This is a genomic window from Streptomyces sp. NPDC092369 (assembly GCF_044755245.1).
GTDB lineage: Bacteria > Actinomycetota > Actinomycetes > Streptomycetales > Streptomycetaceae > Streptomyces.
Genome location: NZ_JBIVQP010000004.1, coordinates 720,225 through 738,246 on the forward strand (window position 1 = coordinate 720,225; position 18,022 = coordinate 738,246).

The 18,022-nt window shown below is 70.2% G+C and carries 31 protein-coding genes; 29 read left to right on the forward strand and 2 right to left on the reverse strand.

Annotated elements, in window-relative coordinates; translation table 11 throughout:
- Window positions 1–295: 295 nt before the first annotated feature.
- The gene (locus ACIQI8_RS27080) at window positions 296–1,303 is read left to right on the forward strand and encodes a LuxR C-terminal-related transcriptional regulator (RefSeq protein ID WP_402355425.1); all 1,008 of its coding nucleotides are present in this window, start codon (window positions 296–298) and stop codon (window positions 1,301–1,303) included.
- A gap of 358 nt (window positions 1,304–1,661) precedes the next feature.
- Here ACIQI8_RS27080 and ACIQI8_RS27085 read toward each other — a convergent pair whose 3' ends face one another.
- Window positions 1,662–2,258, reverse strand: coding sequence for a hypothetical protein (locus ACIQI8_RS27085; protein ID WP_402355427.1), 597 nt, complete (start codon window positions 2,256–2,258; stop codon window positions 1,662–1,664).
- 4 nt (window positions 2,259–2,262) lie between these two features.
- Window positions 2,263–2,730: a transcriptional regulator gene (locus tag ACIQI8_RS27090; protein WP_402355429.1), complete on the reverse strand. Its 468-nt coding sequence runs from the start codon at window positions 2,728–2,730 to the stop codon at window positions 2,263–2,265.
- Between the two features lie 247 nt (window positions 2,731–2,977).
- On the opposite strand from ACIQI8_RS27090, the gene ACIQI8_RS27095 reads away from it, so the two are divergent.
- From ACIQI8_RS27095 to ACIQI8_RS27230, 28 genes are all read left to right on the forward strand, one after another.
- The gene (locus tag ACIQI8_RS27095) at window positions 2,978–3,247 is read left to right on the forward strand and encodes a helix-turn-helix domain-containing protein (RefSeq protein WP_402355431.1); all 270 of its coding nucleotides are present in this window, start codon (window positions 2,978–2,980) and stop codon (window positions 3,245–3,247) included.
- Between the two features lie 95 nt (window positions 3,248–3,342).
- Window positions 3,343–3,939: an RNA polymerase sigma factor gene (locus tag ACIQI8_RS27100; protein ID WP_402355433.1), complete on the forward strand. Its 597-nt coding sequence runs from the start codon at window positions 3,343–3,345 to the stop codon at window positions 3,937–3,939.
- Window positions 3,936–4,994 (forward strand): BN159_2729 family protein, encoded by a 1,059-nt coding sequence (locus ACIQI8_RS27105; protein ID WP_402355435.1) that lies wholly within the window; start codon window positions 3,936–3,938, stop codon window positions 4,992–4,994. Before ACIQI8_RS27100 ends, ACIQI8_RS27105 begins: the two co-directional genes overlap by 4 nt.
- The gene (locus ACIQI8_RS27110; RefSeq protein ID WP_402355437.1) at window positions 4,991–5,602 is read left to right on the forward strand and encodes a hypothetical protein; all 612 of its coding nucleotides are present in this window, start codon (window positions 4,991–4,993) and stop codon (window positions 5,600–5,602) included. The genes ACIQI8_RS27105 and ACIQI8_RS27110 overlap by 4 nt, the downstream gene beginning before the upstream one ends.
- Window positions 5,599–5,994 (forward strand): hypothetical protein, encoded by a 396-nt coding sequence (locus ACIQI8_RS27115; protein ID WP_402355439.1) that lies wholly within the window; start codon window positions 5,599–5,601, stop codon window positions 5,992–5,994. The genes ACIQI8_RS27110 and ACIQI8_RS27115 overlap by 4 nt, the downstream gene beginning before the upstream one ends.
- Complete coding sequence (locus ACIQI8_RS27120) at window positions 5,994–6,296, forward strand: hypothetical protein (RefSeq protein WP_402355441.1); 303 nt, start codon at window positions 5,994–5,996, stop codon at window positions 6,294–6,296. The genes ACIQI8_RS27115 and ACIQI8_RS27120 overlap by 1 nt, the downstream gene beginning before the upstream one ends.
- Window positions 6,289–7,026, forward strand: a complete 738-nt coding sequence (locus ACIQI8_RS27125) for a hypothetical protein (protein WP_402355443.1) — start codon at window positions 6,289–6,291, stop codon at window positions 7,024–7,026. The genes ACIQI8_RS27120 and ACIQI8_RS27125 overlap by 8 nt, the downstream gene beginning before the upstream one ends.
- Complete coding sequence (locus ACIQI8_RS27130) at window positions 7,023–7,307, forward strand: hypothetical protein (protein ID WP_402355445.1); 285 nt, start codon at window positions 7,023–7,025, stop codon at window positions 7,305–7,307. The genes ACIQI8_RS27125 and ACIQI8_RS27130 overlap by 4 nt, the downstream gene beginning before the upstream one ends.
- A gap of 263 nt (window positions 7,308–7,570) precedes the next feature.
- Window positions 7,571–8,599: a hypothetical protein gene (locus tag ACIQI8_RS27135; RefSeq protein ID WP_402355447.1), complete on the forward strand. Its 1,029-nt coding sequence runs from the start codon at window positions 7,571–7,573 to the stop codon at window positions 8,597–8,599.
- 15 nt (window positions 8,600–8,614) lie between these two features.
- Window positions 8,615–8,935, forward strand: a complete 321-nt coding sequence (locus ACIQI8_RS27140; RefSeq protein ID WP_402355449.1) for a hypothetical protein — start codon at window positions 8,615–8,617, stop codon at window positions 8,933–8,935.
- Window positions 8,932–9,294, forward strand: a complete 363-nt coding sequence (locus ACIQI8_RS27145; protein WP_402355451.1) for a hypothetical protein — start codon at window positions 8,932–8,934, stop codon at window positions 9,292–9,294. Before ACIQI8_RS27140 ends, ACIQI8_RS27145 begins: the two co-directional genes overlap by 4 nt.
- Window positions 9,295–9,308: 14 nt before the next feature.
- Window positions 9,309–9,566 carry a hypothetical protein gene (locus tag ACIQI8_RS27150; RefSeq protein WP_402355453.1) on the forward strand — a complete coding sequence of 86 codons (258 nt, stop codon included), beginning with the start codon at window positions 9,309–9,311 and terminating at the stop codon, window positions 9,564–9,566.
- Window positions 9,563–10,039 (forward strand): hypothetical protein, encoded by a 477-nt coding sequence (locus ACIQI8_RS27155; protein ID WP_402355455.1) that lies wholly within the window; start codon window positions 9,563–9,565, stop codon window positions 10,037–10,039. Before ACIQI8_RS27150 ends, ACIQI8_RS27155 begins: the two co-directional genes overlap by 4 nt.
- Complete coding sequence (locus tag ACIQI8_RS27160; protein WP_402355457.1) at window positions 10,036–10,332, forward strand: hypothetical protein; 297 nt, start codon at window positions 10,036–10,038, stop codon at window positions 10,330–10,332. The genes ACIQI8_RS27155 and ACIQI8_RS27160 overlap by 4 nt, the downstream gene beginning before the upstream one ends.
- Window positions 10,333–10,360: 28 nt before the next feature.
- Complete coding sequence (locus ACIQI8_RS27165) at window positions 10,361–10,660, forward strand: hypothetical protein (protein ID WP_402355459.1); 300 nt, start codon at window positions 10,361–10,363, stop codon at window positions 10,658–10,660.
- A gap of 38 nt (window positions 10,661–10,698) precedes the next feature.
- On the forward strand, window positions 10,699–11,088 hold the full coding sequence (locus tag ACIQI8_RS27170) for a hypothetical protein (protein ID WP_402355461.1): 390 nt from the start codon (window positions 10,699–10,701) through the stop codon (window positions 11,086–11,088).
- Between the two features lie 26 nt (window positions 11,089–11,114).
- Window positions 11,115–11,690 (forward strand): hypothetical protein, encoded by a 576-nt coding sequence (locus ACIQI8_RS27175; RefSeq protein ID WP_402355463.1) that lies wholly within the window; start codon window positions 11,115–11,117, stop codon window positions 11,688–11,690.
- An 85-nt stretch (window positions 11,691–11,775) separates the two neighbouring features.
- Window positions 11,776–12,171 carry a hypothetical protein gene (locus tag ACIQI8_RS27180; RefSeq protein ID WP_402355465.1) on the forward strand — a complete coding sequence of 132 codons (396 nt, stop codon included), beginning with the start codon at window positions 11,776–11,778 and terminating at the stop codon, window positions 12,169–12,171.
- Window positions 12,168–13,028 (forward strand): VVA0879 family protein, encoded by an 861-nt coding sequence (locus tag ACIQI8_RS27185; RefSeq protein ID WP_402355467.1) that lies wholly within the window; start codon window positions 12,168–12,170, stop codon window positions 13,026–13,028. Before ACIQI8_RS27180 ends, ACIQI8_RS27185 begins: the two co-directional genes overlap by 4 nt.
- Window positions 13,025–13,954: a hypothetical protein gene (locus tag ACIQI8_RS27190; protein ID WP_402355469.1), complete on the forward strand. Its 930-nt coding sequence runs from the start codon at window positions 13,025–13,027 to the stop codon at window positions 13,952–13,954. Before ACIQI8_RS27185 ends, ACIQI8_RS27190 begins: the two co-directional genes overlap by 4 nt.
- A gap of 12 nt (window positions 13,955–13,966) precedes the next feature.
- Window positions 13,967–14,203: a hypothetical protein gene (locus tag ACIQI8_RS27195; RefSeq protein ID WP_402355471.1), complete on the forward strand. Its 237-nt coding sequence runs from the start codon at window positions 13,967–13,969 to the stop codon at window positions 14,201–14,203.
- Between the two features lie 88 nt (window positions 14,204–14,291).
- The gene (locus ACIQI8_RS27200; protein WP_402355473.1) at window positions 14,292–15,263 is read left to right on the forward strand and encodes a hypothetical protein; all 972 of its coding nucleotides are present in this window, start codon (window positions 14,292–14,294) and stop codon (window positions 15,261–15,263) included.
- A 311-nt stretch (window positions 15,264–15,574) separates the two neighbouring features.
- Window positions 15,575–15,835, forward strand: a complete 261-nt coding sequence (locus ACIQI8_RS27205; protein ID WP_402355475.1) for a hypothetical protein — start codon at window positions 15,575–15,577, stop codon at window positions 15,833–15,835.
- Complete coding sequence (locus ACIQI8_RS27210; protein WP_402355477.1) at window positions 15,832–16,002, forward strand: hypothetical protein; 171 nt, start codon at window positions 15,832–15,834, stop codon at window positions 16,000–16,002. The genes ACIQI8_RS27205 and ACIQI8_RS27210 overlap by 4 nt, the downstream gene beginning before the upstream one ends.
- A complete protein-coding gene (locus tag ACIQI8_RS27215; RefSeq protein ID WP_402355479.1) occupies window positions 15,999–16,529 on the forward strand; it encodes a LuxR C-terminal-related transcriptional regulator in 531 nt (176 codons plus the stop codon). Before ACIQI8_RS27210 ends, ACIQI8_RS27215 begins: the two co-directional genes overlap by 4 nt.
- A gap of 41 nt (window positions 16,530–16,570) precedes the next feature.
- Window positions 16,571–16,909, forward strand: coding sequence for a hypothetical protein (locus tag ACIQI8_RS27220; RefSeq protein WP_402355481.1), 339 nt, complete (start codon window positions 16,571–16,573; stop codon window positions 16,907–16,909).
- The gene (locus tag ACIQI8_RS27225; protein WP_402355483.1) at window positions 16,906–17,445 is read left to right on the forward strand and encodes a hypothetical protein; all 540 of its coding nucleotides are present in this window, start codon (window positions 16,906–16,908) and stop codon (window positions 17,443–17,445) included. Before ACIQI8_RS27220 ends, ACIQI8_RS27225 begins: the two co-directional genes overlap by 4 nt.
- The gene (locus ACIQI8_RS27230; RefSeq protein WP_402355485.1) at window positions 17,442–17,828 is read left to right on the forward strand and encodes a hypothetical protein; all 387 of its coding nucleotides are present in this window, start codon (window positions 17,442–17,444) and stop codon (window positions 17,826–17,828) included. The genes ACIQI8_RS27225 and ACIQI8_RS27230 overlap by 4 nt, the downstream gene beginning before the upstream one ends.
- The last annotated feature ends 194 nt before the right edge of the window (window positions 17,829–18,022 follow it).

Consider the following 18,022-nt stretch of genomic DNA (forward strand, 5'->3'; position numbering starts at 1 on the left):
CGAGGCACCGGACTGCCATGCGCGATCGCTGCCGGGACCCCGTTCCGAAGCAGGTGAGCGGCGCGGTGGCAGGGGGCGGACAGTCCCCTTGTGGCCAGTGTCGTCGTCAGCGTGGTTCGATGCGTCGAACACCCCGGCGACCTGCTGATCTCCGCTCCGGCGGGCCGGAACAGCCCTGAGAGCAGGGAGAATCATGGTCTAGACCTGTAACTGGGTGTCGCCATACACTCACGCCTGGCATCGCCCGGGGCTCTGCCCCGGTACGCAACGGTGGACGATGGCGGGGGAGCCAGAAATGTTACAGATGCTGGGACTTGATGCGCGGACGGAGCTTGTCTTCCGGCTGGTTCTGGAGGAGCCGGGGCTGAGACTGCACGAGATCGTCACCCGCCTGGGTCAGGACGAACAACAAGTACGCGCGGCGCTGGACCGATTGGCCGAGCTCTGCCTGCTCGACTGCCACGACGACACGGACTCCGAACCCGCGGATCCGGCCTTCCATGCCGTCGATCCGGCGGTCGGCCTGCCGTACTTCCTCTCGCGCCGGGAGGCAGAACTGGTCAAGGAACAACGGCAATTGAAGGCCGCGCGCGAGATCGTCTCCACGCTCGCCGTCGGCGATACCCAGGAAAGGGGTCACAAGAAGGGCCGCCAGTTCGAGGTCGTCAGACGCTTGGAGGGCCTTGCATCGGTCCGTGAACGCCTCGTCGAACTCGCCGAGTTGGCGAGCGTCGAGTGCCTCACCGTGCTGCCGGCGGCCTCGCGGGCTCCGGACCTTCTCGCCACCGGCCGGCGCTTGGGCCGCCAGGCCCTGGAACGAGGGGTCCGCGTCCGCAGTATCTACCAGGACAGTTTCCGCAACGAGCCCAACGCCCTGCGCCACGTCGACCTGCTGGGCGAACTGGGGGCACAGAGCCGTACGTTGCCCGTCCTTCCCATCGCCATGGCCGTCGTCGACAACGAGGTCGCCGTCGTCCCCCTCGACCCCGACAACGGCCGGGCCGGCGCTCTGGAACTGCGGAGCGAGGGCGCGGTCGCGGTGGCCCGTTCGCTCTTCGAGAGCCTGTGGACCTCGGCCACGCCGGTCGGCCCGGAACCTCCGCGCGACACCAACGGCCTGACCCCGCAGGAGGACGAACTCCTTGCCCTGCAGGCCAAGGGGCACACCGACGCGACGGCCGCCCGGCTGCTGGGCATCTCGCTGCGCACGGTCCGCCGGATGAACGCGGCCCTGGCTGCCAGGATGAACGCCCGCAGCCGCTTCCAGGCGGGTGCGGAGGCGGCCCGCCGGGGCTGGATCTGACCCCGTCACTTGTGCCGATCGCCGGTCCGGCGCCCGCTGCACGCCGGACCGGCGGATCCGCGGGCGCGAACACGGCGGGGTGCCCGTTCCTCTCGGTGCTGGGTGCTTAAGCGCGCGTTGCCCATTCCACGTCCAAGGGCGTCCAAGCACGTCCACCCTGTCCAGATTCACGGCACTCTGTCCGCCTAGAGGGCCGGGGTGCTGTGAGATTTCGTGAGACGCGCTTCACCCCAGTGAAGGCGGCTCTTTGCCACGCACAGCGCACGAAGGCCGCTCTACCCCCCACGGGAGAGCGGCCTTCGCCATGACTCAATCGAGTGTCAACGTCCTTCACCGCAAAGGAGGTTGAGGTATCGATTCATCTGTGCTCACGGCCTTGATCGGCGTACAGGACGGACACCTCGGCCGTGTGCTCCCCGTGTCCCGCCGGGTACAGCGTCTGTGAGTCGACTCCCGCGACGGCCTTGAGCTCCCCATAAGTCCTCTGTGTGAACTGGCCGCTCGCCAAGAGGAGCTCGCGCGCGATCAGCTGGTTGCGCTCGTCGTTGACCTCCTGGATCTCCGTCTCCAGCTCCTCTACGCGCCGGCGCAGGCGAGTCGCGAGGGTCATGTAGCCGTCGAGCTCGTACGCGTAACTGGCCATGCGGAGGCTGCCCGTAACTCTGGACCGCTCGAGCGCTTCCTGGCGCCGTTCGAGGTCGTGCTCCCGCTGCTGCATCTCGAGCTCGAGGCGCCGCCGCTCTTCGGCTACTTCGTTGAGATCACGGCGCGTCCGTTCTTCGAAACGCGCGAGGATGTACCGCATCGTGGCTGCCAGGACGCCGGCGACGCCGGCGGCGAGGAACGCGACTCCTCCAGCGGCTGTCTCCCAGGTGTGCCGGACGATTCCGTCCACCGTCAGGACGCCGCCCACTGCGAATGCGACCGTCGCGGCTCCCGCCAGTTTGTAGGCCACTGGTTTACCCCCTTGCTGTTGCTCCCGGGTCGGCGGCGTCGATCTCTCGTTGGAGTTCGACGGCCTGCCCGATGTTTCCGGCGAGCATCTTGCGGATCTTTGGATCGGTGATCTCCCAGGCGTCCATCGCTGCCTCCGGGGTGAGTTCGGCCGAGGCTACATCCCTATTTGGTGTCTCTGGGGATGGTTTGGATGGAATCAGTCCGGATTCAAGCAGCAGCTGCTGGTGGTCCAGATGAAGGACTGACGCCCAGGACGTGAGTTGCGACGGCATCGGCAAGGTTTTGCCGTCCAGGGTCCGACTGACCGTCGTGAGGCTCACGTTGAGCAGGTCGGCGAGCTGCGCTCGGCCGCCGGCCCTCTGGCGCACATCGAATCCGGCCGCGGTCGCGGCCTTCGTCAAGTAGGCGCCAACGCGTTGCGCGACGGCTTGTCGCTCCTCGCGCGTACTGCCGTGGGGGGGATCTTCCATGCTCCGCATTCCGCGAGAGTAGCGCGCACGCATGCAACTTGCACTCATGTCTCACGCATGAGACTTCGCAGGTCAAGGCCCATTTTCTCGCCATTGCAGGTCAGAGCTCGCGCGAGGCTCCCTGATCCCCCCTGAAAAATCCTTCCGCGACTTCGGTGATGCAACTTGCGCGCGTGTGAGTTAGTTGCATATGTTTCAGCCGTGGGACTTAGTCCCACGCATGAGACATCCCGAGGGGGAAGCACGCATGATCCGCCTGAACATGACCGCGCTCATGAAAAAAGCCAGGTCAATGGGCGACGAGAGCGTAGAAGACATCGCCAGCCGGACCGGCATCGGCCGGGCGACCCTGTACCGGCTGGCGAACGGGGGAGAGCCCAGCCTGCCGACTCTGTGCAAGTTCCGCGCTGTCTATGGCGGACGCGTCGACTCGCTCATCACGGAAGACCCCACCACCCCGGGGGTGGCAGTGCCAAAGCAGCGGACTCCGCGCTCGCGCAGCCGCCGCGCCACCTGATGCATGAGGGCTGCCCGACGGCCGGGCCTGGCCAGCCGAGCAGCCCTGCAGCAACCAGCCCACCACAGTTCATCTGCTCATGAACGGAGAAGGCCTTGATCACTGAGGCTAACGCCAGACCGACCTGCAGCGACACGCCAGAACCGGACCTCATCGCCCGTGCGCAGCAAGGCGACACCGACGCCTTCGGCGAGCTCTACGCCCTGCACCGCCCCGCTGTTGCGGCCTTCGTCCGGCAGCGGGTCGGCAACCACAGGTGGCGCACCGAAGACATCACCTCCGAGACGTTCCTCCGCGCCTTCCGGAAGCTGCACACCTTTCGGTGGACCGGCAAACCGCTGCTGTCGTGGCTGTTCACCATCGCCCGGAACATCGTCGCCGACCACTACAAGGCCAGCCCCACGCAGCGGCTGATCTTCACCGACGAAGTGGATGTCCTGTCCGACTACAAGGGCCGCACCGCCCCGCCTCCCGACGACGAGGTCTTCGCCCGCCTGGACACCGAATTGCTGCGCATCGCGATGGGCCGGATCACGGCTGACCAGAGGCGCGTCATCGCGTGCCGGTTCCTGCGCGAGATGACGGTCGAGGAGACCGCCGCCGCACTCGGGATGACCGAGGGAGCCGCGAAGACGAGCCAGTACAGGGCGGTTCGATCCCTCCAGCGATTCATGGAGAGGCCGGCGGCATGACGACTGAATCCGGCCCACGCGCCGACATCGAACAGCGCCTCGCGGCACAACTCGCCAAGCTCGCCGGCCAGTTCGTGGCCGAGCTGGAGGACCAGGGACGCCTCGTCGGGCCCGGTGACGCCAAGACCCTGGCCCATCTGCGATCGCAGATCGAAGCACGGCGCGACCTGCCCGAGGCGTACCAGATCGCGGTCGAGACGATCGTCGACGACTGCGGCTACCCGAGCGCAGTGGCCACACGAATCGCGACAGCACTGCGCCGTAAGGGCCTCCTCGGCGTTGGCGACGAACCCGAACCGCAGCACGCCCCCGCGCCGCCCCCGAACCCCGCCGACCCCTCTGCTCGAGGCGCGACCGTGATGACGCTCACCCGGCCACCCGTGGACGGGCCGACCGCCCCCGTCGTGCGCCGTGTCGAGGGACAGTCGCCGCAGATCCGGCCTAACGCAGCCCAGAGCGCCGGTCCTACCGAGCGGGCCCACGACAGCCAGGAGGCACGCGGCAAGGCCATCGCGCTGGCTGCCCGCCTGCAGACCAAGCACGAAGGCCGGCTTGAGCTCACCCAGATCGCACCCAGCCACGACCGAGTCGCCATCGCCATCCGGGCCACCTCGCTCAGCGACTGGGAGTACTGGCTGGATGCGATCGGCACACCGCCGAACCTGTCGACCAGGACCGCCGGTTACGCCCAGATCGCCTTCGGCCGGATCGAGGGCATCGAGGTCCACCTCACCGCGCATGACGTCCCGCGCCTGCTCCACGAGGCTGAGGTCGCGGCGGCCGATCCGTTCTATCTGTGGGGCCGGATCTACGACCTCACCCGCGGCCAGACCGACAAGCTCGGCCGGCTGTGGATGCACCTCGGCCAGCGCCAGCAGCCGGACAACATGCCCCTCATGGCTCTCCGGGGCGGCAACGGGACTCTGTACCCACTCGCCTCGATCGTCATGGCGGCCGGCCACCTCATCCCGACCGCCGGAGCCGTAGCGCCCATCCCGGCCGCTCCCGCTCCCGCCGCTGTCACGGACACCGCGGGCGATGGGGGCGAGCAATGAACATCGTCACCGACCTGTACCTCGGCTGGGAGCAGTTCGCCCACGCGGAGGAGTGCGTGCAGCCCGTGTGGCAGCCGGAACTGCGCATCGACCAGGGCCTGCGCGGGCGCCTGCTCGACAGGGATCTCGCCCATGAGTGCCCGGCCGAAGATTGCGACCACGCGAGCCTGTTCCGCCGCTTCACGGTCCGGGTCATCTGCCGGAGCTGCACTGTCGTCCACATCGTCACCGGCGAGGACGTCGGGATCACCAGCTCCACCACTCCGGCCTACGGGTACGGCCAGGACGCCCGCGAGGTCAAGGGCCTGTGGCTCTGGCCCGGCGAGCAGACCGTGCCCGGACGCGACGAAGAGCCCCGGGACTGGCTGGTCACCCGCACACCACGCCCCCCGCTCACGGCCGCCGACGTCGCCGGAACCATCGACCGCTACCGCACCTCCGGCCAGCACAAGCGCTGGCGGGCCCGCGCCCTCCCCGACCCGGCCGGCCCGTACGGCGACAGCCAGCTGCGCTGGGCACGCCACCGCAGCGAGCACCTGTCCGTCGACCAGGCCGCCGACTGGATCCACGCCCAGTACGAGCCCCAGACCGTCGAGGTAGCCGTATGAACATCATCGAAGCCGCGCTCGCCTCATTCAAGGAGCACGAGGCCGCCCAGCCGGCCCGGGCCGCCGAGGAGTACGAACACAACCGTGAGAAGTTCCTCCGCTACGCCCGCCGCCATGCGACGCGCACGCTGAGTGAAGACGCCGGGAACCTGGACTGGCAGTACACGCCGTCGGACCGGCTGCCGGAGTCAGTGGAAGAGGCGACGGCCATCCTGGAGCCCGGCGGCCCCAACTACCTCGTCTACCAGTACGACTACAGCCGTGAGACCGCCACGCTCAAGCTGGTGCAGCCGTGTACGGCCTGCGGCAGTCAACGCGTCAACCCCGTCGACGGCTACGTCACGCTCGGCCGACTCCTCACCGAAGCCGCGCAGAACGGGGAGCAGCGCTGATGGCGGGCCGCTCTCTCGGCCGCAACGCGTCTGGGCACTGGCTCCCCAGCGCCGCCGACGTGCCAGCCCGGGCCAAGAAGAAGGCGGATCTGCCGGGCGGACCGGTCGTCGACGAATGCCGTGTCGACGGCTGCGGCTCCGTCGGCATCGGCCCTCGCCCGCAGCCCGGCATGGTGCGCGTTGCCGGAAGCAAGGACGGCGCCCTGGTGCACTGGTACTGCGCCGGCCGCTGCGCGGGGATCGCCCGCGCCAGGGCAGACCTCCGCTCCGTGTCCACCAGCGGAGGAGGCCTCCGTGCCTGAGATCGAGCCTGACCTCTCCAACCGCAATCGGTGCGTCTCCGTGCACTGGTCTCTGCCCGCGCAGTGCGAACTCCCGCCCAGCCACTGGGACGACCACGAGACAACACACCCCGAGACCGGGGCCCGGTTGCGGTACTGCCGCACAGGCGGGACCTGGCGCACCGAGGAATGGCGGGACAGCTTCTGGCACCGCATCGAGATCTCGCCGCCCGGCGGGTACTGCGGGCAGCCAGACCCCGACCGCCCCGGCGTCACCTGCACCGCGCAGTACGGGCACCGCTTCTCCCGGTCCCACTCTCGTGACATCGATGGCGAGTGGCACCAGTGGCCCACGCACGTAAGGGAGCCCGAGCACCGCCCGGGCCTCCAGGAGCAGGACCTGCTCCGCGGCCTGCTCTACGACCAGGCCGCCGAGCTCACCGAACTCCGTGCGGCGATCGCCGCGTACCAGAAGGCAGGCGGAGCAACTCGGTTCCGGAGCACGCCGGAGCCTGGGGAGCGACAATCGCGCCTGCTGACGCGCATCGAGAACCACAACTGCCCGGTGACCACCAGCATCGCGGCCAAGATCTACCTCAGCTGGGGGTGGAAGGGCCTGACCGAGCGGACGGTGCGCTCGGACCTCGCCTCGCTGGCCAGGGCGGGCCATCTCCAGCTCGACGAATCGGATCCCGGCTGCCGCCGCTACGTCCCCGTGCGCTCTCCTCGCAGGCGGGGTGAGAACCGGTGACGGGCCTGTACGTGATGTGCGGCTGGACGGTCGCGGCGATCGTCGTCGCGGCCGTGGCCGGCCGGGCTCTGCGCCGACTCGGCGAGGCGGACAGCACGGAGGCGGACGCTGCCGGAGCCTTCGTAGAGGACGACTGCCTCCAGGACGAGGACGCCGATGTCCTGGACCGTCCCGGGGCGCTGGAGGAATCCGTGGCACGGCACCCCTCCGCCGCGGGCCGGCCGCCGCTTCGTCGGGTGTTCTTGCCTGGCCAGCGGCGCGACCCCGGAGCGGCAAAGTGACGTCCCTCCGGCGGAACATCTGCCGCATTCCGTGGCGTGGGACCCGCATACGCGACGCGCGGAGCCCGCTCTCCGCGCCGGACGGGTCGGGTTCACCGGTCCCCGGTGTGGCCGCCACCGTCCCCGGCACCTGCCGCCGGAGTCCTCACACGTTTCGGGCCGTCCGGGCCGTTCACCGTCCTCACCGCGAGTAGCCCGGGGCATGCCCCCTTTCGGTCGATCGGAGCCACGGTGCCCCACGCAGACACCAGGAGCGCACTCTCGTGAGCGCCCGCGAGTCCGTGACCCCCCAGACGGCGTGGATGACCGCGATGCGGGACGAGGCCCTGCGGATGGACCGCCCGGAGGTCTCGAAGATCGTGCACGTCGGCCAGGTCATCGCGTCCTACGCCGACCCCGACGGAACCAACGCCGACCCCGGGACCGACGTCATCGCGGCCATCGTCGGCAGCAGCGAGGAGACCGTGTCCCGCGCCAAGAAAGTCCTCAGAGCCCTCGGTGTCCTCGTGGAGAAACGACGCCCGAACACCAACTCCTCCTACCAACTCCGTTTCTGTGATGGACCGTTGGACTGGGACGCACACATGACCCTCTACACCGACACGCCCCAGGCGCGGCGCAAAAAGCGCCTCAAGGCCAAGCAGCTCGAGACCACCACCGCGCCCGCCGGGCAGAACCTGCCGCCGGACGATGACCAGGAACCCCGCGCCTCACCGACGTCGACCCCGTCGACGGTCAGGGCCGCACCCGCCGTACCGACCGGCCCCAGCACAGGGCCGCTGGCGCTGGCATCCGTACCGGCGCGAGGCCGGGGCCGGCGGACAACAGCGCCACCTGCCGCCACACAGCCACCGCTCCTGATGGCCGTCAACGGCCTGGACGCGCCCATTCCGGAGGAGATTCTCCAGACCCTCGCCGAACAGGGCGTGCCTGCGGCACTGCGGGCATACGGACGGGATCCAGTGATGCGGCTACTCGGCCGCGACGGCCCGGGCGGTACGCGCGCCCTGTACCTCCCGCCGGAGCTGACCGTGCGCTGCGGCTACTGCGAGGTCTCCGCCGGCAGTCCGTGCCGCAACGACCGCGGGCTGCGAGGCGTCGCCCACACCGCGCGCCTGGACACCTGGGCCACCGTCCACGCCTCCTGCCCCGGCTGCGCGGCCCCGGCCGGCGGCGCCTGCACCGACCGTGACGGCACTCCGTATGACGGAATCCATGCGCAACGGGCCCAGCTCGGGGCCGAGTTGCGTGCGGAGGCCGACAGACAGCAGCACACCAGCACAGGAACCTGATCGGGGGATCAGACCATGACCTCACGCGCTGAGCGCCGACATCCCGAGATCGAGCAGCGCTGCCCCTGGGAGCCATGCCGCGCGCAGCCCGACCGGCCCTGCACCAACCGCCGCGGTGAGCCCCGCGACGAGTCCCACGGATCCCGCAAGGACGCCTGGATCCGCGCCCACACCGACTGCCCCAACTGCGGTGCCGCCTCAGGCCATTTCTGCGTGGCGGCCAGCGGGCAGCCCATGACGACGCACGTCCACATCGAACGCACCCAGGCCGCCGAGGCCGCGTACGCGGAAGCGGTCGAGGCGGTGTCCCGGGACATGGGCGGGGGCCGGCGGTGAACGGGCCCGGCCGCTGCCCCGACTGCCACCGTGCGGTGCTGTGGACGCGGACTCTGCCCGGCGCCACCACGCCCGGCGGGAAGCGCATGGCGGTCGACCGCGACCCGGACCCTGCCGGGAACACGGCTGTGCGCCGCGACGGCACCACCGCCTGGGTGTCCCGCCGGGTCACCGAGCAGCAGCCGCTCATGGGCTACGAGCGCCTCCACATGCCCCACCCGGCCACCTGCCCGGCCCAGCAGCAGGCACTGCCCCTCGACACCGCCGCCCCCGTGCCGACCGCCCCGCGTGCGCCGCAACAGTGCGTGCTGCCCGAAGGCGTGATCCGGCTCGACGACCACCGCCGCCGGCGGACCTGACGGAAGGACAGCTCGTGCTCGGACTCACCACCACCAGACACCTGCGCCAGGTAACGGCCGACCTCCACGCCCAACTCACCGACGCCTGCGCCACCGCCGAGACGGAACAGCGGCGTCTCAGCGACGCGAAAGCCCGGGAGACCGCCGCTCTGCGGCGCCGCCTGCACCGTGCCCTGACCGCGCTCGCCACCACCAGGAGGGACCTCACCACAGCCAACGGCGCCCTCCGACGAGTCACCGAGAACCTCCTGGACCGGCGGTGCCCGAGGTGAACGACGACCACGCCCGCGCCCGCATGCAGGTCCTCGTCCGCGCAGACATCGCCGCGCACATCCGCCTTGGGCGCGCCGACCGCGATATCCAACGGCTCCTCCGCGTACCCGCCCGAGCAGTGCAGTCCGTCCGCCAGCAGCTCGGGAACGCGCCCCTGCGCCGTGTACGCGACCGCAGGCACGCGGGCTTCGCCGACGTCTTCTGGGGTTCGGCACGGCACATGCCCGACGGCCATCTCCTCTGGGTCGGCACGACCTACGACTCGGGCACCCCTGTGCTCCAGGTCGGCAGTCAGCTGCGCTCCGTGCTCCGCATCGGCTTTCTCCTCGGCCACGGACGCGAGGCCCAGGGCGCGGTCACATCGGGCTGCGGCGGCGAGCGCTGTGTCGAGCCCGAGCACCTTCTCGATCACCCCGCCCGCGTGTACATCGCCGACTCCCTCACCGCCCTGTTCGGAGACCCCCGTCCATGAACCTCACCGCCTCCTGCCCAGTCCCGCCGTCCTCCCCGGCCGCCGACGAGCAACCGCTGATCACGGCGGAGGACGCCCGCATCGTCCTCCAGCACTACGGACACCCCGCCTCCGGCCCGGACCGCACGAGCACGTTCCGGGGGCGAGTCGTCGCCCTCATCGCTGAGGCCGATGCCGCCAACCGCCTTGCGCTGTACCGCAGTTACCCGCCTCTCGTCGCGGCCGTCCAGCTCGCCCGTACGAGCCCGACCGGCATCGACACCCTCCACGCCATCGCCCAAACCGTCCGCTGACCCGCACACCAGGAACGGAGCAACCCCCGTGTACCCCGACTACGACACCCCGCGCCTCACCGGCCCCTACCTCGAACTCCACGCCGAACGTGAGGAACAGAAGGGCCGTCTGGGGGCCGAGCACCACACGCTGGACGAGTGGGCGCTCGCCTTGTGCGAGCACGCCGGCGCGGTCGCGACCGCTGTCCTCGCCGCCGGTCAGGACCCGGACAACCCCGCTGCCTGCCGCGCCAGCCTCCGCCAGGAACTCCTCGCCACAGGAGCGGGGCTGATCGCGTTCCTGGAGCACGTCGACTCCCTCGAGGAGAGCGTGGTCGACGCGACGTGAACGGCGGGGACCTGCGGTGCACGGAGTGCCATCACCGCATGCTCCAGCCCAGCCGCGACGGACTCGGCCCGCGCTGCCGGGCCAAGCGCCGCGACCGCTGGCGCGCCACACCGGCCGGAAGCGCAGCCGCCGTCGTACGCCGGCGCCTCGGCCGCCCGGCACCGGTTCCGGACGGGCAACTCTCCATCCCGAAGGAGCACCTGCACATGCCGGAGCTGCGCCTCACCTGCCTCGACGAGCAGCACGCCGCCGCGGTCATCGCCGAAGCCACCCGGCCCGGCGACCTCCACCACACCGTCCGCCAGGACGGTGCGGTCGTCGTCATCTCCTACTTCGACGCGCGCTACGCCCTGGAGGTCACGGAATGGGCCGGCGAACACGGCCACACCACGGACAGCGACGCCGCCCGGCTCATCTCCCAACTCTGACCACCAACTCCCGAAAGGCACCGCGCGTGAGTACCGACCCACTGGAACAACCGATGCGGAAACTCGCCGCATCCATGCGGCAAGCCACCCTCAACTCCCTCTACATGCCAGTCGACTTGAGCGCATACCTGCGGCTTGCTGACACGGTGCCGCTCGTACCCGTGACGAGCCGGAAGCCGGTGGAGCTGGCCGTCATCGACAGCATCGCCTCGCAGCAGGAGCCGGAGACCTTCCTCTGGATCGTCTTCTACCGGCCCGACGGCGGCGCCAACATCCGCTACGCCTGGACCGGCAACGGCGCCGTCCTCGGCGACCGCATCGACCAACTCGCCCTCGCCATGGGCCTGGACTGCGCGGACTGGCTCCACATCACCGACCTCCACTGTCGGCAGAGCAGCCGCGGCCGGATCGCCATCAGCGCCTACGCCCTCCGGCCGCTCCTCGCCGACGTCCAGCGCGGCACCCGCAGCCCCGAGACCCGCCGCGACGGCGTGCGGCGCATCATCGCCTGCGCCGCCGAGAGGAGCGGCCAGATCCCGCGACCCGGCATCCCGGGCTGGACGGGCGTCGGACCCAGCCTCCTGAACCGCCGGACGCCATGAACCCCTCCAGCCCCTTCGCCCAGAGCAATGCCGGACGCCGGCGAGCACGGTCCGGCGACTCTCGTCCCATCCGAACGGAATCCTGATGACCGACCTGATCACCCAGCCACACCTGATCCTGGCCGCCCTCGACGAGGCCACCCGCTACCCCGACACACCCGTCCACCAGGGCAACGGACTCCGCAACGAGGGCGACGGCGAGGCACGCACGGTCGCCCGCAACCACATGGGCGACTCCCACCAGGACGAACTCCGCACCCCCGACGTACTCCCTCAGATGGGCGCTGCCCTCCGGCGCTGGATCGCCGGCGGACCCACCCACCTCGTCGACGACCACGGCCGCCACTACGAACACGGCTACGCCGAGCGCCAGGCGGTCATCCGCCGGATCCTCGACGGCGACTACGACACCATCACCAGCCTCCTCGACAACGCGCTTCGCCGCGCGACCGCGAACTACCAGGCGGCGAGCGGCCGATGAGCACTGAAACCCAAGCCTTCACCCACGACGAGCTGATCGCCGAAGCCCGCGCCCGCTTCGGCAAGAACCCCCTCGACTGGGCGTTCATCTGCCCGAACTGCGGCGACACCGCCACCACAGCCGACATCGCCAAGGCACTCACCAACTTCCCCGCCACCCATCGTGACGGGACACCGGTTAAGGCCGAGCAGATCGCCGGCCTGGAGTGCATCGGCCGCACCCTCGGCGCCCTCACGCCCGGCTATACCGGCCGCGGCTGCACCTGGGTCGCGTACGGCCTCATCCCAGGCCCCTGGGCGATCCACCTGCCCGACGGCCGCACCAGGCGGTCCTTCCGCCTCGCCCCGGCAGCGCAGGAGGTGCCTCGAATCCTGTCCATCCGGCAGCCGTGGGCATTCGCCGTGGCCGAAGGCTTCAAGGCCATCGAGAACCGATCCAGGCGCACCCACTACCGCGGCCCGATCTTCATCCACGCCAGCAGGCTGCCTCTGAAGAGCGTGGCCATCGTCCGGTACAGCCGTGACGCTGCGATCCGTCTCGACAATCTCGGCGGCTCCCAGAACTTCTGGGACGCCCGCGCACGCATCCCCAGCAGCGTGGTTCCAGCTCCGCCCGCGACCCTCGCGCTGTCCGCGGTCATCGCGACCGCGCAGCTGACGGGATGCCACCAGGCCGACGGCTGCTGCTGCGACCCCTGGGGCTTTGCCGACCAGTGGCATTGGGAGATCACCGACGTGCACCCCCTGCACGACGCCGTTCCGCAGAAGGGCGCCCTCGGGCTAGTCAAGGCAGCCCCGGAACTCGTGAAGGCCGTCGCCAAGGCTGCCTCGAACGACCAGGAGGCGACCGCCGGATGAAGACCGCCGACTGGCCATACGACGCCGACCAACACGACCCGCTCACCCAACTCCGCATCCCGGTCACCGGCACCCACCCCGGGTTCACCTACACGGCCTGCTTCGACCGAGACTCCGAAGCCCGACCGAACGACGCCGAGGCCCAGCAGATCGCCTCGTTCATCGAGGAGTACCAGGAGCACTACTTCGGCAACGGCTCCTGGCGCCGGGTCCAGCAGGCCAAACCGTTCGACATGGACTGCTACACCACCACCGTCTTCCACAAATGGGCGCCCAACGACTGGTCGTACCGGTGTGTCACCTGGCAGTACGGCCCCTTCTGGGTGCCCGTCTTCCCCCGGCAGCGCGGCGGCGAGTACGACGAGCAGCAGCTCGGTGCGCTGACGCTCGTGCAGGTCATGGACCGCATCCACGCGCACGGAGGCGATCAGCCCTCCACACGCTGGGCCGCCTGGAAGACCTCCCACCCAGAGGCCTTCAGGCCGCCCCGCACCAACACCCCGGACCGCCAGACCATCAACGACGAGGGCCGGGCTGTCACCACGCTCAGGATCAAGCGCGCCTGCAACGGCTGCGGCTTGTACTTGGGTGACGCCGACAACCGCGACGTCGACGAGCACGGCAACCTCACCGACGTCCGCGCCGAATGCGCCATCTGCGCGCCGCTCGTGGAGTTCGAGGCGCAGGGCTGCGCAACTTGGCAGGTGACGCCGCGCAGCATCAGCCAGGTCGGCGACGAGTTGGACCGGCTCGGCGTGTACGCGAAGGGCTACTGGGAGGACGTCGACGGCAAGTTGGCCGTGACCGGGCTCCGTGTCGGCACCGGCGCGACTCGTGTGGTGGCCAAGTACGGCGACTGGCTCGTCCGTCACCCCGACGGCCAGTTCGCCGTCCATCCGGCGCCCGCCGTTGCCTCGTCTGTCTGACCTGGAGTCCACATGCCCACGCCCGCCGACGAACTCGCCGCTGCAGTCGAGACGCTGCGCAACGCCACCTTCCGGGGCGCGATGACAGCCACACCCGCCGTCGCCGCCCTCCTGCGAGCCCGCGAGCCGCTCGCCAACTGGCTGGGCTCCTGGGGCGACACCGACATCGACGAACACGCGGCCATGCCCGACGACCTCCGCCACGCCCTGCTCATCGCCCGCGCGATCAACGCCAGCACCACGAAGTGACACGGCGCCGGCCGCTGCTGCGGATATCAGCAACGGCCGGCCACCCGATGATCCTCCACCGTCTGCACCCCCTCCCGGAGACGCCCCGATGACCACCGAACCCACCGCGCCTGCGGGCGACCGCCTTTTCGCCCTGATCGCGTCCATCCCCGGCTCCGGCACGGCGGACTGGTGCGACAAGGCCCGTGCTCTGCTCGACGAGGTCCGTGCGGAAGCTGTGTCTGCCGGAGTGGCGCCCGCCACCGACCAGACCACACTCCGCGACCGCATCGCCGCCGCGCTCATCGCCCGTATCAAGGAGTCCGTCCTTCCGGAGACCACGACCCCGCAGTTCCTCGGGGGCACTACGTCGTTCTTCGCGGCCACCGAGTACGACCTCGCCGACGTGGCGCTGGCCCAGATGCCCGCGACCGTCGACCGGGCCAGCGTGTACGCGGAGGTCGCTGGCCGCCTCGCCGCCGACGCCGAGCATGGCGACAAGGAAGGCCTGACGCGGATCTACCGCCGGTCTGCCGCGCGGCAGGTTCGCACGTGGGCCGACGAACTGGCCGGCGAGGTGCGACAGGACGAGGCTCCACGATGGGTGTGCAAGTGCCCGGCCGGACTGTGCGGATGCGGGCACCACGACGAGGCGCGGCAGGACCCGACACCCGATGGCGAGCCGGCCACCGCTCCAGGGCGTGCGGGAACGGTTCCCACGCCCCTTGGCGCGGCCGCGGTGGCGTACCAGTCCCGGGACGGGCGCTTCCTCCGATGCCTCACCCACGCCCCGGACGAAGGACTGGTCGGCGTCGACTGGTTCGTTCGCACCGGACTGGAGGTCGACGGCGACGACAGCCGTTGTTCAACGTCCGGCTGTGGCACGGATGTGCTCGCCGAACCATCCACCACCGCCTACGGCAACGGCAAGGGCCGCGCCTACTGCCTGACCTGCGCCCCGACCGTCGGCGCAGACGTGCCGCTCACGATCGACGACGTCGACCACTGGGAGCTGTGCCCGTCCTGCGGGCGGCACATCGTCGACGTAGCCCGCGACCAGCCGCAGACGACGGAGGACTGACCGATGGCAGAGCCCACCACCCCCTGCACCTGGTGCCCCGACCGACGCCGCATCCCCGTCGGTCAGTTCGACGAGCACGTCAACCGCATGCACCCCTCTGTCTCCGACCCCCGCAACTCCACGTCCTGCTGGTCGCAAACCGAGGTGTGCACCCCGGACGGCATGCTGCGCGAACTCGCCTGCCGACGGGGCCGACACCGGTGGGGCAAGCACTTGAACCTGCACGTGCGATGGGCATGCCCACCGCGCTGCTCGTGCATCCGGCACAGGCGCAACCACCGTCGCTCTGCCCAAAACCGGGAGACTTCGTGATGGCTGTGGACGCCTTGCTCGATGCCTACGCCGCCCGAGGCCGCGCCCTTCAACGAGTCCTCGGGCTTGTCGCCCGTCACGCCGACCAAGTCGCGGCCGAACCGTCCCTCGTCCTCCGTGCACTGGACGCCCACCCCACAGCCATCGGCTGGTGCCCGCCTGCGTGTGCAGGCGACTGCACGCCTGACAAGGCCGTCATGGCACATCCCGCCGCCAACACCTCCGAAGCCCCGGACCGGATCTTCGAGGGCGGGACGTGAACGGCTTCATCTCCAACGTCTTCCTCTTCGTCGGCGCGGCAGCCGCCTGGGTGGTCGTAGCAGCCCTTGCCGGCATCACCACCGTCGCCCTCCTCGCCCTCACGGTGACCCGAGCCGTGAGACGGCACCGGCACACATCCAGCACGTCAAGCAAGGACACCCCTTGAACGCTCCCGCCCCTTCCTCCGAGAGGCCCTTCACACCGGCGCAGACTCTCGTCATCGCCGGGTACGCCCGCGGCCAGAAAGCCGACGCGATCGCCACTTCGCTCGGTATCTCCTCCAGCGCCGTCCGCAACCACACGCGCCGTGCCTCGAAACGCATCGAGGTCCGCAACCGTTCCCTCGCGGCGCTCGTCGACCATGCCTACGCCTCCGGCGCGTTCGACGGCATCCCCGACCTGGCGGTCAAGCGCACGCCGCACGTCATGCCGATCGTGCGCAGCCTGCAGCAGGTCCTCGACTGCCTGGTCCGTGGCATGTCCACCAACGGCATCGCCCTTGAGCTCGCCATCAGCCGGAGCACCGCCCGCGAGTACCGGCGCCGACTGTTCGCCCAACTCGGCACCGATTACCCGCCCCACGCCGTAGCACGTGCCTGGCAGATGGGCTTGCGCAGGCCAGCCCGCACGACGCCGCCCATGCCCGAGGGGACGCCGTCCGTCGTAGCGGCCAGCGAGCGAGGGACACGGTGACCCGACAACCCCACTCCCACCCCGATTGCGCAGGAGCCGACGTGCCCCATCCGCTCGACGACATCCGCACCGCCATCCGCACGCTCAAGACCGCCCCGCCGCGCGGTCGCGTCAACAGCAACAGCAAAGCGATGCTCCAGCACGTCGCCGGCCTCATGCGAATCAGCGAACCCGTCGCCGCCTGGCTCGAAGACGAGGCCGAACGCCTCACCCTCACCCCCATCGGTACCGACCTGTCCGGGGAACACGCGGTCATCGTCGCCCGGGCGCTGCTCACCCCGATCACCGGCCGCCCCGAACCCGGACAGCCAGGTGCCGTCATCGACAACGTGCGCGCCACGCTCGAGGGCATTCTCCGCAGCGAGGAGCCCAGCCGGTGAGCGCCAGTGTCACTGTCCACTGCAACCGGCAATGGGCCGACGGCGCCTGCGCCCACCGCCTCTATACCGACGCCGTCACCCTGGACGAGGCTCGCAGCGTCGCGCGCTGGCTCGGCTGGCGCACCCACCCAGGCGGCCTTGACTACTGCCCCACCCACTCCGGCAACCCCACCCCGGGCCCCGCAGCGGACGTCGTGCAGCTCCACGCCCACGCGACCGCCGACGGCGGCAGCGCCCCGACACCGCTCGAGGTCCTCACCTCGGCCGCGCAGCGCCTGCGCGCCCTCGCCACGGCCGTCGACGAGGACATCGCCGACAACCCGTACTGGCACTCCCAGCACACCGCGCGGGAGGACTGGTTCGCGAACGGCATCACCAACGCAGTCGGCGGCCCCGCCGGAGTTCTCGCTGGCCTGCTCAGCCCGGCCAACGCACGCCTCTTCGCCCAGGCCCTCGAGGACCGCCGTCCCCGCACCGCGATCCCTGCCGAGTTGTTCCTCATCAGCCGCAACATCCAACGGAGCGCCAACCGATGACCGACAACCCCCGCGGCGAGACCTGCGCGATTGGCGTCGGAATGCCCGCCGCCCTCCACCTCGACGCGTTCGGCCGCGAGATCGACGCCGCGTTCGGACACCTGCCCTGCCTGGTCGGAACTGCCGCCGTCGGCAAGCAGTGGCGGGACGTCGACGTGCGACTCATCCTCCCCGACGATGAATTCGACCACCTGTTCCCACCCGTCGAGCGAGGACAGTTCCCTGACGGACTGTGGAGTCTGCTTTGCGCCGCGCTCAGCGAACTCGCGAGAGTCCGCACCGGCCTCCCCGTGGACTTCCAGATCCAGCGGCAGACCTACGCCAACGACCGCTACCCCGGGGTGCGTCATGCCCTCGGACTTCAGGACAGGAACGGCCAGTGACCGCCTCGCCAGCTGACCACACCTCCGCCGCGACCTTCGCGCGCGCTGCTGCCGGCATCAAGCCGCTTTGTTCCGTTGGCGTCTCATCCGCGTCCTTCGGCCTCCGGGCTCCAGCCGCCGACGAATCCGACCTCAACGGCGCCACCACTGCAGCCACGCCCGCCGACGATCGCGCTCCGGCCGACCTTGGCGCC